14 protein-coding genes and 5 tRNA genes are annotated in these 15,357 nt (G+C 42.5%); 14 read left to right on the top strand and 5 right to left on the bottom strand.

Annotated features, from left to right (window positions below; genetic code table 11):
• Nucleotides 1–25 precede the first annotated feature (25 nt).
• Nucleotides 26–1,732 (bottom strand): sensor histidine kinase, encoded by a 1,707-nt coding sequence (locus BHE18_RS17880; protein ID WP_071619863.1) that lies wholly within the window; start codon nt 1,730–1,732, stop codon nt 26–28.
• A complete protein-coding gene (locus BHE18_RS17875; protein ID WP_071619862.1) occupies nt 1,729–2,442 on the bottom strand; it encodes a response regulator transcription factor in 714 nt (237 codons plus the stop codon). Before BHE18_RS17875 ends, BHE18_RS17880 begins: the two co-directional genes overlap by 4 nt.
• Nucleotides 2,443–2,534: 92 nt before the next feature.
• Between BHE18_RS17875 and BHE18_RS17870 the strand changes: the two genes are divergently transcribed.
• The gene (locus BHE18_RS17870) at nt 2,535–3,218 is read left to right on the top strand and encodes an ABC transporter permease (protein WP_071619861.1); all 684 of its coding nucleotides are present in this window, start codon (nt 2,535–2,537) and stop codon (nt 3,216–3,218) included.
• Nucleotides 3,218–4,147 (top strand): ABC transporter ATP-binding protein, encoded by a 930-nt coding sequence (locus tag BHE18_RS17865; protein WP_071619860.1) that lies wholly within the window; start codon nt 3,218–3,220, stop codon nt 4,145–4,147. The genes BHE18_RS17870 and BHE18_RS17865 overlap by 1 nt, the downstream gene beginning before the upstream one ends.
• Nucleotides 4,148–4,224: 77 nt before the next feature.
• Here the strand turns inward: BHE18_RS17865 and BHE18_RS17860 are convergent, their stop codons facing one another.
• On the bottom strand, nt 4,225–4,437 hold the full coding sequence (locus BHE18_RS17860; RefSeq protein WP_235860368.1) for a response regulator transcription factor: 213 nt from the start codon (nt 4,435–4,437) through the stop codon (nt 4,225–4,227).
• Nucleotides 4,438–4,654: 217 nt separating this feature from the next.
• On the opposite strand from BHE18_RS17860, the gene BHE18_RS17855 reads away from it, so the two are divergent.
• The 10 genes from BHE18_RS17855 (at nt 4,655) to BHE18_RS17815 (ending at nt 9,985) form a co-directional block, all read left to right on the top strand.
• The gene (locus BHE18_RS17855; protein ID WP_071619859.1) at nt 4,655–5,950 is read left to right on the top strand and encodes a sensor histidine kinase; all 1,296 of its coding nucleotides are present in this window, start codon (nt 4,655–4,657) and stop codon (nt 5,948–5,950) included.
• Nucleotide 5,951: 1 nt separating this feature from the next.
• Nucleotides 5,952–6,560 (top strand): accessory gene regulator ArgB-like protein, encoded by a 609-nt coding sequence (locus tag BHE18_RS17850; protein ID WP_071619858.1) that lies wholly within the window; start codon nt 5,952–5,954, stop codon nt 6,558–6,560.
• A 23-nt stretch (nt 6,561–6,583) separates the two neighbouring features.
• Nucleotides 6,584–6,706: an AgrD family cyclic lactone autoinducer peptide gene (locus BHE18_RS23005; RefSeq protein WP_171910744.1), complete on the top strand. Its 123-nt coding sequence runs from the start codon at nt 6,584–6,586 to the stop codon at nt 6,704–6,706.
• A 24-nt stretch (nt 6,707–6,730) separates the two neighbouring features.
• Nucleotides 6,731–7,426, top strand: coding sequence for a LytR/AlgR family response regulator transcription factor (locus BHE18_RS17845; RefSeq protein WP_083573870.1), 696 nt, complete (start codon nt 6,731–6,733; stop codon nt 7,424–7,426).
• 211 nt (nt 7,427–7,637) lie between these two features.
• A tRNA-Val gene (locus BHE18_RS17840) sits at nt 7,638–7,713 on the top strand.
• A 315-nt stretch (nt 7,714–8,028) separates the two neighbouring features.
• Nucleotides 8,029–8,121, top strand: a tRNA-Ser gene (locus BHE18_RS17835).
• Between the two features lie 19 nt (nt 8,122–8,140).
• Nucleotides 8,141–8,221: transfer RNA gene (locus BHE18_RS17830), tRNA-Tyr, on the top strand.
• A 115-nt stretch (nt 8,222–8,336) separates the two neighbouring features.
• Nucleotides 8,337–8,410, top strand: a tRNA-Trp gene (locus tag BHE18_RS17825).
• A 16-nt stretch (nt 8,411–8,426) separates the two neighbouring features.
• Nucleotides 8,427–8,500, top strand: a tRNA-Gly gene (locus BHE18_RS17820).
• A gap of 288 nt (nt 8,501–8,788) precedes the next feature.
• Complete coding sequence (locus BHE18_RS17815; RefSeq protein ID WP_071619856.1) at nt 8,789–9,985, top strand: sensor histidine kinase; 1,197 nt, start codon at nt 8,789–8,791, stop codon at nt 9,983–9,985.
• Nucleotides 9,986–10,050: 65 nt separating this feature from the next.
• Here the strand turns inward: BHE18_RS17815 and BHE18_RS23875 are convergent, their stop codons facing one another.
• Nucleotides 10,051–11,328, bottom strand: a complete 1,278-nt coding sequence (locus BHE18_RS23875; protein WP_071619855.1) for a muramidase family protein — start codon at nt 11,326–11,328, stop codon at nt 10,051–10,053.
• A 558-nt stretch (nt 11,329–11,886) separates the two neighbouring features.
• Between BHE18_RS23875 and BHE18_RS17805 the strand changes: the two genes are divergently transcribed.
• Both BHE18_RS17805 and BHE18_RS17800 read left to right on the top strand, forming a co-directional pair.
• The gene (locus BHE18_RS17805; RefSeq protein WP_071619854.1) at nt 11,887–13,866 is read left to right on the top strand and encodes an acyltransferase family protein; all 1,980 of its coding nucleotides are present in this window, start codon (nt 11,887–11,889) and stop codon (nt 13,864–13,866) included.
• A 222-nt stretch (nt 13,867–14,088) separates the two neighbouring features.
• Entirely contained in the window at nt 14,089–14,847 is a 759-nt protein-coding gene (locus BHE18_RS17800) for a transposase (protein ID WP_071619853.1), read from the top strand.
• A gap of 45 nt (nt 14,848–14,892) precedes the next feature.
• On the opposite strand, the gene BHE18_RS17795 is transcribed toward BHE18_RS17800, so the two are convergent.
• Nucleotides 14,893–15,237 (bottom strand): DUF192 domain-containing protein, encoded by a 345-nt coding sequence (locus BHE18_RS17795; RefSeq protein WP_071619852.1) that lies wholly within the window; start codon nt 15,235–15,237, stop codon nt 14,893–14,895.
• Nucleotides 15,238–15,357 lie beyond the last annotated feature (120 nt).

The following is a 15,357-nucleotide window of genomic DNA, read 5'->3' as shown; positions in this document are numbered from 1 at the left end:
ACAAAAAAGGCTGGTAGTATTGACTTTATTGTTCGCGGGGAAAAACCAACCGGATAGTGGTTCCGCGGTTGAGTTCACTCATCACTTCCACCTTCCCGCCATGGGCTTCTACTAACTGATGCGTAATTGCCATACCTAATCCGGAGCCGTTATCACTTTCCTTTGTGTTACCTCCCCGGTAATAACGGTTGAATAAGTTCTGGATGGTTTCCGGGTCGATGCCGGAACCGTTGTCTTCGACGCTTATGACAGAAGCTGCCGAAGATTGTACGACCCTGATAACAATATCAGTACCGGCAGGATTGTACTTAATGGCATTCACAACCAGATTATTCATAATTCTTGTAAACCATTTTAGATCAATTTCAAGATCTGCATGATCATGCTCTGTTTCAAGATGGATGGGCTTTTCTTTGGATTGATGCTGAACCATCCAGCTTTGAAGAAATGGCACGACGTCTACTTTCTCTTTATGAAGAGGCAGTGCATCGTTCTTTAAGCGGTAGGTGAGGTTCAGGTCTTCGATCAGTTCACTCATATAGTGGGATTTTTCTTGTATGATTTTCCCGAAGTCATTGATCTCGCTTTGCGTCCATGTATAGGAATCGGAGGCGAGAAGGGTGGAGTAGCCGTAAACGGAACTGATCGGTGTTTTTAAATCATGTGAGAGCCCGGTAATCCACTCCTCCCTTGTTTTGTCCATCTTTTGCTGAAGCTGTTCGTTCTTTTGTAAACTTGATGTGAGTGTCTCCAAAGAGTGAACGACATCCTTAAAGAAAGAATACTTCTTCTTTAATCTGCCTGATTTATTCAGTAAAGGACTTTTGCCTTTCTTATTGAGGGGGCTTGCATGTTTCCCTTGGGATAGATCATTGATCCATTTAAGGGTATGTAATAATGGAACGCCGAATTTTTTTCCGTACCACAAGCCCAGGATAACGATCAACGAAATAAGGATGGCTGATACAATCAAGAACCCCTTGATAAATGATTGATTGACGATCCCATCTGTTATGGACTGGCGGGAATGGTATGGATTATCTGTTCCGATTACGTATAAAGAACTGCTGGTTTCAGGTGTGTAAAGTGAGACATCATATCTTGAATTCCATGGTTCTTGTAAACTATTAACCAGTTTGTTAAACGAATAGTTTAGGCTGTCCGGAGCACCATAATAATCGCTGATTTCTCCTTCGGAATCATAGACCTGTATCCAGGCATTGTTTTTATCCAGGTATTTCTTTACTTCATTGGTGATGACCGGAAAGTCCTCCATAGAAGTCACTTTATCCAATAGTTCATGACTCTGTACTTTTTCCCCGTAAATGATTGTGCTCGTTGTGCCGCTAGTTGTGTTGATTTCCCATTGTTTCGTTCTGTAATGCATTTCCTCCAGTACCAGAATGTCACTCAAATTATATTCTTCAGGCAGATCATCCGGGGTGTTGTACTGTCCGATAACCCGTCCATCCTGATCGAGGACCTGCAGCCATCCGTCTTTCTTCTTGACCGAATCTTTCACGTCTTGATTCATTCTTACTTCATGCTCATCTATCACAATGGCATGTTCCAAATAGTCATCTGACGTACGCGTGAAATCCGATTTCATCTCTGATCGGGAAATGATGAATGACATAGTAACCAGTGCGGTGGTAATCAAGATGATGATGATGACCAGCATAAGGATGAAGTGTGATAAGAAATGGACGGTCAATTTTTTTCTTACATTCATCGCTTTTTGCTCTTTTCACTCACAAGTTTATAGCCAAGCCCCCTGATCGTTATCAAAAAAGAGGGCCTGCTCGGGTTCTCTTCAATTTTCTCGCGTATTTTTCTGATGTGAACCATGACGGTGTTATCATCCATCATCAGGTCATCTTTCCACACTTGATGATAAAGCTGTTCCTTTGTAAAAATCCTGTCCGGGTTTTTACAGAAAAACAACAGCAGATTGTAGATTTGAGCGGAGCAGGGAATATGTTGATCCTTGACCCATAGTTCGGCAGATCTTGTATCGAGTTTAAAATGACCGTAATCAAGTATTTCACCGTCGTTCCTGTTCCCTTGAGAGGCAAGATAACGATTCAATTGAACTTTTACCCGTGCTGCCACTTCAAGTGGATTGAAAGGCTTAGTGATGTAATCATCGCCTCCATGAGTAAACCCGGTTAACTTATCGAGGTCGGTGTTGCGGGCCGAAATGAAAAAGATGGGGGCATTCGATGTCTTTCTGATCACCGAACAGATATCATATCCATACATATCCGGCAGCATCACATCCAGTATGATTAAGTCATAGTTTTTCGATTCAACTAACTGGATGGCTTCCTTTCCGGTCATGCAGGTTTCAACTGATTTGAAACCTTCTTTCTGCAGCACCAGTTTGATCATATTCAATATTTCTAATTCATCATCGACAATCAGGATTTTTCCATTTTCCATCGTTCTGCTCCTTTTTAAGGTAATGTTAAGGATGAGTTAAACTTATCTTAATTTACCATTAGTATACTAGATTTAGAAAGGAGTGGTAATGAATGTGGGCAATATGCATGAATGAATTTAAAGGGCATTTTAAGAGTGTGAAATCAATCGTCGTCATCGCCATTATTTTTGGAATCAGCTTTTTACTTGCTGACCTGATGACAACGGTGGCTGAGCAAATCGATTTAGGCGGGGGTACTGACGGATATGCAATAGGGACGTTAATGATTGTATTTGGATTAGGGTTCTTATTTATAGCAGGTTTATCCCATGATGTGATGAACCGTGAAATCAGCAGCAGGACAATGAGGTTTCTGGTAACGAAGACAACGCGTACCAAAATTCTATTAGGGAAATATCTTGGGGTATGGCTGTTTTGGCTTTTCTGTATAACGGTCTCATATATTCTGGTATCGTTTGTTTCAAAAGAATTCTTATGGCTTGGCGTCGTGGATTGCATGCTGTTTCTCTCCGTCGCTTTAGGGCTGAACCTTATCTTTTCCATCGTACTGCCGAAGCCGGGTATGTCAATGTTTTTTGGGATCGTATTTGCCTTGATATTCCCTGCCGTCAGCTTCTGGGCAATTTATGCAGACAGTATATATACGAACTGGTTTAAGTATTTTACTCCCTATTACTATTCAACGCTGGGAAGCTACTATATCTTAATCAATCTCGTCTATGCCGTCATCCTGTTCGTCATAGCAAGGGAAATTTTCAAGAGGAGAGATTTATAATGAATGTGATCGAGGCAAACGGGCTTACGAAACAATTCGGTGCTAAGACGGTCGTCAACGATGTCAATTTACATGTAGAGGAAGGTCAGATATATGGATTCCTTGGGCGTAATGGTGCAGGTAAATCTACTTTCATCAATATGATCACGGGGATCATAAAACCGACTGCCGGGGATTTTAAACTGCTTGGGGAAACCAATATCGAGAAAGTCTATTCACGTATCGGTGTCTTGCCGGATTACTCCACGTTTTATGATTCATTAACGGCGCTTGGACATTTAAAATATTTTGCTAAGATCAACGGGAAGAAAATAACGTCATCCCAGGGGAAAGAGATCCTTGACCGTGTCGGCCTTTTGGAACATGCAAATATCAAGGCCGGGAAGTTCTCATTTGGAATGAAGAAAAAGCTGGGCATTGCTCAGGCGATCGCCCATGATCCCGATCTGATTTTCCTGGATGAACCAACTTCAGGGGTCGATGCAGAATCAGGGCTCAGCATCCAGCAATTGATTTTGAACTTGAAAAAAGAGGGAAAGACCATCTTCATGACTTCGCATAATTTGAATGAAGTTGAAAAAATCTGTTCCCGCATGGCGATCATGAAAGACGGTAAAATCATAAATGAGGGGACACTGGAGGATTTAAGGGCTCATTACTCTTCTTCAATCCAGGTTGAAATCAAACATTCTTCGCTGGAAAATGGCAACAGACATCTGATCAATCAATATCTTGAAACAGTCGGAAGAGAAATTGAAACGGAGGGGAATGTGACCTCCATGGTTATAGAATCTGAAAAGAAAATCCCGCAGATCGTCCGGGCTTTTACCAAACAGAATATAGATTTATACCGGATTAATGTGGATGAACCATCCCTGGAAGAAATTTTCTTGAAGGATCAGTCAGGGGCTAAAGTGTCGAGCTTTTAATCATTATCCCAACACACAAGAAAACACACGTTTACTGAAACGTGTGTTTTCTTGTGTGTATGGGGGATTGAACCGCCTTATGTAATGATCTTGTTTCTATAGGCTTGGACGATGATTCCCACTCTTGTCTGTACGTCTAATTTCTTTGAAATCTTATTTATGTGATACTCCACGGTGCGCTGCGAGTAATTCAATTCAGAGGCAATTTCTTTATTCGGCATTTCATTGGCGATCATTTTAATAATCGTCGTTTCAATTGTATTCAGCAAGGAATCCTCCAGGCTTTTCACATTTATCCCCTCCGCTTTGTCCTTCACAATTAAAATGTTAACAGAAGTTTCCCGAAAAAAAGTTTTTAAAGACTATTTGGTCGAATTACTAAGTAATATGGTGTGAAACCGCTCTTATTTTGTGCGATTTTGTAAAAAAATAAAAATAATTGAAAAAATTTATGTTACTATAAATTTGAAATTATGGTAAATTTAACGAGGGCGAGGAGAGGGTATATTGGCCTTATTCATTAAGTTATTTGGCGGGACGATAGAAACCTTCTTGATTATACTGGTCGGGTATACGCTAATGGGTATATCGGTGAAAAGAAAGGTTTATCCGCTGCTTGTGGCAAGCTTTTATGGAAGTGTCATTTTGACTATGCTGAAAGGGATCACAGAACCCTATGTCTATTTGCTTATTTTAATTGTTTCTCTTGGCATACTTTTGACTTTTATTGTTCAAGCAGGTATTCCCCAGTCTTTACTGGCGTTAGTGGCGGGTGCGATTATTTTGCTTCTTTCAGAGTTTATCAGTTTCTTATTCTGGTATCCTTTGCAGGCAATGACAACGATAGACGTTGCAGAATTGCCGATTCTTTTAGTAGCTGTTCCGCACATGATGATCATGCTGCTCGTTTATTTTCTTATCAAGAAGTTCAATCTTCATATCCAGCCGCACAATGACAACATAGTGCGGAAAGGGAACAATGCCAAATTTTTTTCCGTTTTATTTTTATTATTCGGTATGTTGTTCCTCTATTACGCAATTGTTTTTAAACATCATTCAGCTTCTGCCTCGGCTGTCTGGTCTGCAGTATTCTTAGTATTCATCACGATATTAATCTTCTACGTGATCCGCTATTTGCTGAACTCGAATCTTGAGTCTTTGTCAATTCGTTTGAATCAGCAGTATGAAGAAGATTTGACCCAATATATAAGCAGCGTGAAACTTCAAAGGCATGATTTTGTGCACCACTTATTAGCTGTCAAGAAGATGTTGGATAATGGGCATTTCAATCAATGTAAAGATTATTTGGATGAAGTATTAGAGGAAACATCAAGTGTCAGCGATGTCCTGCCGCTTGCTTCCGACGCTGTTGCCGGCATGCTCCTTTCTTATAAGGAACTGGCTTCAAAAAAGAATGTCATTGTTCATTACCATATTTCTGACCAGTTAAAGGATATCCCCTGCAGGGTTTTTGAATTGAATAAAATTTTGGGTAACCTCATTCTTAATGCCATTGAAGCGGTGGAGTCAGTTGAAGAGTGTAAGAGACATGTGACTGTGTCGATTGGTAAAAAAGATCAGGAATACTTCTTTGAAATCAGTAATTCTGCAAATATTGAGGAACTCGAAAAAAATATCACCTGCATTTTTAAAGAGGGATTCTCCACTAAGGAAGGGACAGGAAATCAGGGGCAGGGTTTGGCGATCGTGCAATCCATTGTAGATAAATATAAAGGGTATATTTATCCGGAAATCGTGGATCATTCCGTCACATTTGTAGTGAAAATCCCAATTGGAGGGTAACATGCGAATTTTTACACCTAATATGATTTCGGTGAATGTTACGAAAGCAATCATTCTTCATAATCCCGATCTGGGAAAGAAAAAAGATGAAATCAGATATGGGCTTGAATGGATGATATCCGGCTTTATTCAGATTTTCCTGACTGTCGCTGCAGCTATTCCGCTGGGGGTGGCGGCAGAGGCGTTCATTATATTGGTGAGCGGTGCAGCACTTCGCATGTTTTCAGGCGGAGCCCACGCAAAAAGCTATTTTAAATGTTTACTGATCAGTCTGCTTCAAGTGATCGGACTGTCTCTATTGGCAGCACACACGACTATTTTTGATAAGTTTCCAGAGGTATTACTGGTTTTGCTGATTTGCAGTGCATTCATTATTTTTATGAGGGCACCAGTATTGCACAAGAAAAAGGATCTGTTTAATTCAAAGGAAAAGCAAAAGTTAAAAATCTTGTCATTGCTGACTTTCGGAATTCTCTTTTCAGCAGGTTATCTACCATATATATCGGATTTTCAGCAATGCATCTGGCTTTCCTTGATCATACAAAGCTTTACATTAACTGCTACTTGGGAAAAAATTCTCTCCTATGGAGAGGGTTTTCAATATAAATGATATACGAAGGAGGAAAATTCAAAATGAAAATCTTGACGTACTTGATTGCAACAGCAGCCCTGTTCTTCAACTCTATCACTTCTATCAGCAGCTGCTTCTGGTTTGCTTATGAACCTGACCTGCCTCAAAAACAATCAAAGGAGTAGATTGTTATTTACCTTAAGATTGCTGTGATTGATGATGAAGAAATGATTCTTGAGCAAGTAGGGGAAATTACTGAAAAACTTCCTGAAACGAAACTGGTTCTTTCGACTACAGACGTCACTGACCTATTCTCTTTAGTCGATAAAAAAGGGGCAGTGGATGTTGTTATGCTGGATATTAATATGCCTGTAGCAAATGGTTTTGATATCGCTCAATATATCAAAGAAAAAGCACCTTCGATTAAAATCATCTTTATGAGTGCTAATCCGGACTTTGCTCTTCAGGGCTATAAATATTACCCTGAAGATTTCCTGACCAAACCCATCAATCTGGTACGATTTAAACAGACATTGGAAAGAATACATTCTACCGGGGTCCGTATGAAAAAAATCGGGGTGAAGGAACAGGGGAGATTTCGTCTGGTAGATACCTCCCTGATCTTGTACATAGAGAGAAAAGGGAAGAAAACACTCATCCACCTGGATGATCAGTCCGTCATTGTATGCAGTGAAAGCCTAAACCGTCTGGAAGATATGCTGAAGGATGATATGTTCTATCGGACGCATCAATCCTATTTAGTACCTATAGACAAGATAGAATCCATCGAACAGGATACATTCATGAAGTCATACAATGTCCGGCTTAAAAACTGCCCGACCATCATTAATTTAAGCAGGCATAAATACAGTCAGCTCAAGCTTTTTATGGCATCATACTTCTAATGGACAAATTATGATGCCTCAGTGGGGACGGGTATTCCCTGTCCCATTTTCACTTCAAAGGCTTCCGGATTTTTCATAGATAAAAATGATCGACAGTATTTTATTTTTGAAGTTGACAATCAGGCAAAGAATTGATAGATTAATAAAGGTCTTGATAAAAAGACAGAACATGACAATTGGTTCTGCCACGACATTTTTTATGAATGAATCTGGAGGATTAGCTCAGCTGGGAGAGCATCTGCCTTACAAGCAGAGGGTCGGCGGTTCGATCCCGTCATCCTCCACCATGGATTTTTTACGAAGCGTGAGCGGAGTAAAAAGATCCTTCCATAAACTTGCATAGCGCAGCGGAGCAAAATATTCGTCCTTAAAATTTACGGAGCGTGAGCGGAGTAAAAAGATTCTTCCTTAATCATCACGAAGCGACAGCGGAAAATCCTTTCTTAACCTTTGCGAAGCGAAAGGGGAGCATCAAGCTCCAGAGCGAAAGGGATACACCTTATGAATCGAAGCGGAGCATCACTAAGCAAAAGCAGGCAAGCCTTAATATAGGCAGTCAAAACATAACGGTGCTCATTTTGTAAGTTAGCAGTTAATCACACGGAGGAATACCCAAGTCCGGCTGAAGGGATCGGTCTTGAAAACCGACAGGGGTGTTAAAGCCCGCGGGGGTTCGAATCCCTCTTCCTCCGCCATATTTTTTTATTCTCTCATGGAGGGGTAGCGAAGTGGCTAAACGCGGCGGACTGTAAATCCGCTCCTTCGGGTTCGGCAGTTCGAATCTGCCCCCCTCCATATAGCTTTTTTTACGGAGCGTTAGCGGAGTAAAAAGAAGCCTCCTTAAACTTTGCGAAGCGAAAAGCGGAGCAAACGCTCGGAGCGAATAACGCATAATTTACATTTACATCACAGGGGCATAGTTTAACGGTAGAACGAAGGTCTCCAAAACCTTTGGTGTGGGTTCGATTCCTACTGCCCCTGCCAATTTACAATTATATAAGCGGGTGTAGTTTAATGGTAAAACCTCAGCCTTCCAAGCTGATGTCGTGGGTTCGATTCCCATCACCCGCTCCAAAGCGTAATCCACAGGTCAGTTCTCTCGGGAACTGGCCTTTTTGTATTGTGGCGGGACGGGGGGACAGGTACGGTGTCCCAGCGGGAAGAACAGAGTAGGACGGGACAAGGGGACAGGTACGGTGTCCCGTAGGGAAGTATAGAGTAGCAGAGTAGCAGAGTGGGACAAGGGACCTGTCCCACTGTCCCACCAGGCTCCCCATTGACTATTTCCGGTTTTTGTAAGATAGTTACTATTGATATTGATATTGATATTGATATTGATAGTTAAGCTGGTGGGGGAACGCAATGAAGGAATTTCAGGATGGGCTGCATAAGAAGAATTATTATTTGATAGTTTCAGTGATTATAGCTTTGATGGTGCTGGGTGTAGTGATTGATAACACAGTGAATATGCGTTTTATCGCACATGGGCTGATGGTGGCGGTTGTGTCTGGCTGCCTGCTGTTATATCCCCGCTATGAGAATACTATAATGAGATATATAACGGTATTCGCTTCTACGGGCTATTTATACAGCCTCTTTTACTTATATCCTGAGGTATGGTCTGGATTTGTGCTGCTTTGTTTTATCCCGGCACTCTCCATCCTCTTTTTCGATCGAAAGCTTTTTTATTTTTCACTGGTTCTAAATGCAATGTTGATTGCGTTTACTTTCATTTATACTATCATCATCGATCAGGGGAGAAACTATCCTTATCTCATTTCAGATATAGCGGAGAACATTGTGAATTTCATCGCGAGTCAAGTCATTCTTTATTATGTCTTTCATTTGTCGAATGAAAGAATGAAGAAGCAGCGTCTCTATTTTGAACAAATACAGCAGGCTGAACGTCTGAAAACGACGGGGCAGATGGCCGCAGCCGTAGCTCATGAAATAAGGAACCCGCTTACTGTGGTAAAGGGGTTTTTACAATATTATAAGGAAGATCCCGATCTCAACGGAAATTTTAAAAGGAATTTCTCCTTGATGATCGATGAGCTTCACACGGCAGAGCATGTGATTACGCAATTCCTCGCCATGGCCAAACCGGATCAGGAAAAGTTAACGAATTCTGTGGATATTGAAATGGTAATGAGAGATGTAACAGAATTATTGAACACGTATGGATTATTGAACGATAACAATATTGATCTCTCTATAGAAGCAGGTTGTTATGTAAATGCTAATCATATTGAACTAAAGCAATTGTTCATAAATTTAATTAAAAATGCCATTGAAGCCTCTCCATATGGTACAGCCGTCTACGTAACGGTTGAAGAAGAAAAAGGACATGTGGCAATAAGAGTGATGGATAACGGTAAAGGTATGACCCAAGAAGAAGTAAATAGCCTCGGAACTCCTTTCTACTCATTAAAAAGCAAGGGAACGGGACTCGGCCTCATGATTTGTTATAACATTGTAGGAAAATATAACGGCACCATCAAATACGAAAGTCAACAAGGAATCGGCACCACCGTCACCGTACGCTTTCCTCTCAAATAGGGACGAGGGGACAGGTACCGTGTCCCGCTTCAAAAGCGGGACAACGGACCTGTCCCCTTGTCCCTTTATTGGATTTTCAGGGTTTCCCCGACGTAGATGCGGTCGCTGATGAGTTTGTTGGCTTTTTTTAGTTTGCTGACGGTTGTATTGTACTTCTTGGCGATGGCAGAGAGTGTATCGCCTTTTTTGACTTTGTAGGTAGTGGTTTTGGAATTGTTCGGTACTGTGCTTTTGCTCTTTGAAGGAGCGGCGGCAGTCCCGGAAACTTTCAGTGTCTGTCCTACATAGATCATGTCGCTTTTTAAGTGGTTGAGCTTTTTCAGGCTGCTGACGGTCGTCTTATATTTTTTGGCGATGACAGAGAGTGTATCGCCTTTTTTGACTTTGTAGGTAGTGGTTTTGGACTTACTTGGTGCTGTGCCCTTGCTCTGTGAAGGGGCAGCAGCGGCAGTCCCGGAAACTTTCAGTGTCTGCCCTACATAGATCATGTCGCTTTTCAGGTTGTTGAGTTTTTTCAGGCTGCTGACGGTGGTCCTATATTTTTTGGCGATGGCAGAAAGGGTGTCGCCTTTTTTGACTTTATACGATGTCGTCTTTGCAGGAGCCTTGCTGTCATTATTGACTGGCTTAGCAGCAGTTCCGGAAACCTTCAATACTTGTCCGGCATAAATGCGGTCGCTCTTTAAGTTGTTGAGCTTTTTTAAACTGCTTACGGTCGTACCATATTTCTTTGCAATCGCGGAAAGTGTATCCCCGCTTTTAACTTTATATGTACTGGTTTTACCCGGTGGTTCTGGTTTTGCAGGCGGGTTTTCATCAAGGAGGTAATACATATCTTTACTGAATGTCACCCCGTGCTTTGATTTGTAGCTTTTTGCTGTCTTCTTGAACAGGGCTTCCTGCTCTGAGACATTGGCCTCCATTGCTTCCAAGGCGTCGTTGTAATCTTCCTCTGATAAATCGCCGTTATAAAAATCAATGGTATCGATTTCGGAGTTATATACTTCTATTAAACTGCTATAAATGTATTCATCCAATTGTACGATGGCTGTGTTTTTAACATTAACGGGAGCTTCTTTCTCCAGTGCCGCGTCAAAATACCCCATGTATCCATCGTACAGATCCATCATTTCATTCTCGGATTTTGCAGCATCGATTTTCTTTGTATAGCTTTCCAGTGTACGGATGATAGTCGCATAATGTGATGCGAATTTATCGAGCTCCACCTGGTAATTGATTGTTTGAGCGGCCTCCACCGAATATCCAGGCTGGATAATTGCAGTCCCCGAAAATAATAGGGATGTTGCCAATACAGAAGCCGTTAAAGTCTTCTTCGTAATCATGTCCATTTCTCCTTCAAGAAAATATAAGTATAGGAAACCACTTCCTGAAATAATTATAATGACCCGGCAAATAATTGGGAATAGCTTCAGAAGGCCATGCCAAAAAATATTTTTCGACATTTGGGACAGGGGGACAGGCACCTTGTCCCGTTTAAACAAACGTTTGATTGAAATTCTTTAAGGGTGTAAGAGAGGGGCGGATGGGGTTAACCGAATGTTTAAATGGTTTTTGTTGAAGTGACGCGGGAGGTGGAAGGTGGGACGTGGTACCTGTCCCCCTGTCCCGCACGAAAAATGGTTAAATCCCCTCTTGATTGCCAAAAATGAATACTGAGATCTGAAATCGAATATTTACATAAAACTAACGTGAGTGAAGCCAACCGTTTACATGCGTTTACTATAATACGTACTAACTTTAATGCGGGGCCGGATTTTGGCTGCCGCAGTTATCAATTAGAAAACAGAAGGATTTTAGTGGGCAGAAGTGCTTGCCCATGCCGGTGCAGTGGGACGCGGTACCTGTCCCCCTGTCCCGCCTTTGGATTGGAGTTGGTTTGGATGGGTGATTTGAGGGCGCCTGAGAAGAGGTTTCGGCCAGAGCTTGAGGGGGTGCGGACGGTTGCTGCGTTTCTGGTTGCTGTTTATCATATTTGGGTCGGGTCGGTTTCTGGCGGGGTGGATGTTTTCTTTATTGTTTCCGGTTATTTGATCACGACTTCTTTGTTGTCGAAGATGGAGAAGGCCGGGCGCATTCACTTGATCGATTATTGGCTCGGACTTGCAAGGAGATTGTTTCCGATTGCATTCGCGGTACTCTTGTTCACTGCGGTTGTGTCGATTTTGATCATGCCGCAGGTCCAGTGGAAACAGATCATCGGGGAGATCTTTGCTTCGGCGTTATATTTTGAAAATTGGTATTTGGCCAATAGCGCAGTGGATTACCTGGCCCAGAACAATCAGGCGAGCCCGCTTCAGCATTTCTGGGCGTTATCTCTACAGGGGCAGTTTTATCTAACATGGCCTTTTGTGGTTTTATTGGCATATTTTTTAGCGGAAAAAGTGCTTGGGACACCGGTGAGGAAGACGATGCTGGGCGTGCTCGCAGCACTCTTCACTTCATCGATCGGTTATTCCATCTACAAAACTGCGGTGAATCAGCCATGGGCCTACTTCGACACATTTGCCCGGGTTTGGGAGTTCAGCCTGGGCGGTATCCTGGCACTTCTCCTGCCTTACTTGAGACTGAATAAATCAGTGAGTACGGTGATGGGGTGGCTTGGTTTGGCGGTCATTTGTTTCACGGGGATTCTCCTTCCGGTTTCAACCGTGTTTCCCGGCTATGCAGCGCTGCTGCCTACCGGAGGTGTGATCCTTGTCATCATTGCAGCCGAAAACAGCACACGGTATGGGGTGGATAAGCTGCTTGGTTCCAAGCCGTTCCTGTATTTCGGCGGGATGTCATACGGGTTCTATTTGTGGCACTGGCCGCTGCTGATTTTCTACTTTGCTTATTTTGATGTGGAAAAAGTACCTTTATTGGGTGGAGCTGCGCTCATGGCAGCGGCATTTGTGTTATCCTTCCTATCGGTAAAAATGCTTGAAACACCGATCCGGAATATCAATATCAAACAATCTAAAAGAAAACTTGCGGTTGTGCTAGTGAGTCTGCTGGTCCCGTTATTCTTCGTCAATAGTGTATGGGCTTATTATGTTACCGGACAGGATCATAAGGAATATGACATAAAGAAATATCCCGGGGCCATGGCCATTTCAGACGGCGTGAAGCCGGCTCCGGGTAAAAAGCCGGTTCCATCTTCGCTGGCAGTGAAAGAGGATCTGCCTGCTTTTTACGATGACCCGGAGTGTTTTTCAGGCATTGAAGAGGAAAGAGTGACGAAGTGTTCACGGGGTGAAACAAAGAACCCTGCTCACACGATCGCATTGGTTGGAGGATCTCATTCAGGCCACTGGTACCCGGCGCTTGAAGAGCTCGCCAAGAAAATGAAGCTGAAAATCGAAATCTACAATAAGGATGCCTGCCGCTTTTCATCTGATGATTTTGACGGGTTGTTGAATGCTTCTTGCATGGATTGGAATGAGAAAGTGCTGGAAATGTTGAAAAAAGATCCGCCTGACCTGGTCTTCACAACTGCAAATGTCGGGGCCGGTGATCAAGTTCCTGAAGGGTATATGGAGCAGTGGAGAAAACTTGAGGGGATCTCCGAAGTGTTTGCTGTACGTGACAACCCGGCGATGGAAGGAGACCCGCCGACGTGCGTGGAGCAGAAGAAAGATATTGAAGACTGCTCAATGCCAAGGGATAAAGTATTATCAGAAGCCATACCATGGGAAAACACCGAAGGGATCCCGGAAAACGTCACCTTCGCCGACCTATCCCAGTACTTCTGTGATGATAAATCATGTCCCCCAGTAATCGGGAACGTCCTGGTATACCGCGATTACCACCATATCTCCACCCTATACTCCCGCACAATGGCCGGAGCATTAAAACAACCACTCAGGAAGGCACTGGAATAGTGGGACGGGGGGACAGGGACCTTGTCCCATTTTGTTTAGAGGCACATCGCTAAATTGGCACAACAGAGGGACAGTGAACCTGTCCCTCTGTCCCATTAAAGAGGATTTTCTCTATTTATGTCGAATAGAGTTAAGGTGGTACAAGGGGACAGGTACCTTGTCCTTTTCGGGACGCGGTACCTGTCCCCCTGTCCCACCAAAACAAACAAAGGAGATGGTCCATTGCCAAGGACGAAAAGACGGAAGAGTGGCACAGGAATTTACCACATTATGCTGAGAGGAATCAACAAACAGATGATTTTTGAAGGAGATGAGGATAAGGGGGCATTCCTTAAGAGACTGAAAAAGTATAAAGATATTTGTGATTATGAACTTTATGGTTATTGTCTGATGGATAACCATGTGCATCTCTTGATGAAAGAAAATGGAGAAAGCATATCAGACTGCCTCCAGAGAATCAGCTCAAGTTATGTATACTGGTATAATAATAAATATGAACGCTGCGGACATCTGTTCCAAGAGAGGTTCAAAAGCGAAACGATTGAAACCGAAATGTCATTCAAAAAAGTTCTTCGATACATCCACCAAAACCCACTGAAAGCCGGACTCGCCGCTAATATATACGAAAGCAAATGGACAAGCTTCCACGAATACCTCAAAAAAGAAACCTTCATAGATACTCAAGCCCCGCTTCTCCTGTTCTCACCAAACCTCCAAAACTCCAAAAGCCTATTTCAAGAATATATGCAGCAGCAAAATGATGATCAATTCCTTGAAGAAAGTTATATCAGCAGAAGAACCGATGCTGAGGTCCTGAAGCTTTTAAGTCTTGCAGGCGTACCCAGTATAAGCATGTTGCAGCAACTGGACAAATCCACAAGGAATCAAATAATAAAGGAGATGAAAGAAATAGAAGGGGTGTCAATCAGGCAGTTATCAAGGATAACGGGGGTTTCGAAAAGTGTGATTGCCAGGGTTTAAATAGAAGGGAGAGAGAGGTGGGACAGTGGACCTGTCCCCCTGTCCCTATGGCAATTCAATAACCTGCTGAATCATTAAATCCAGTTTTACTATACTCCCGGGTGGCAGCTCTAAAACAGAACGGGCTTCCTTTACCGGTTTTACTATTGACCAGGGCTGTAAATCTCTTGCCAGTTTAATGATTCTATGCTGTTCATCAAGAAAGACAGCATCAATTGAAAAGTTCATAAAGAACATATGGATGGAATTGCAAGGAGCGATCAACAGACATTCATTTACAATGGGATCCTTCCTGAACATCAGCCCTTTAAACCGTGCGGCAAATGTATCCGCCACTATAATTGAATAGGGGAGCGTTCGATATAGTGTGTCTTCTTTCGGTAGAGGCATGACTTCACTCCTTCCTTTTGTAGGCATATAGTCTCAATATACAATAGAAACCCATTATTCTCAATAGCGAACATTGTCGTTATTTATCGATTTTTTTCTGAATATAAAGTATTTACACGT

This window comes from Rossellomorea aquimaris (assembly GCF_001877785.1).
Taxonomy (GTDB): domain Bacteria; phylum Bacillota; class Bacilli; order Bacillales; family Bacillaceae_B; genus Rossellomorea; species Rossellomorea aquimaris_A.
The sequence above is the reverse complement of the archived record's forward strand: the minus strand, read 5'-3'. Positions and strand labels throughout refer to the sequence as shown.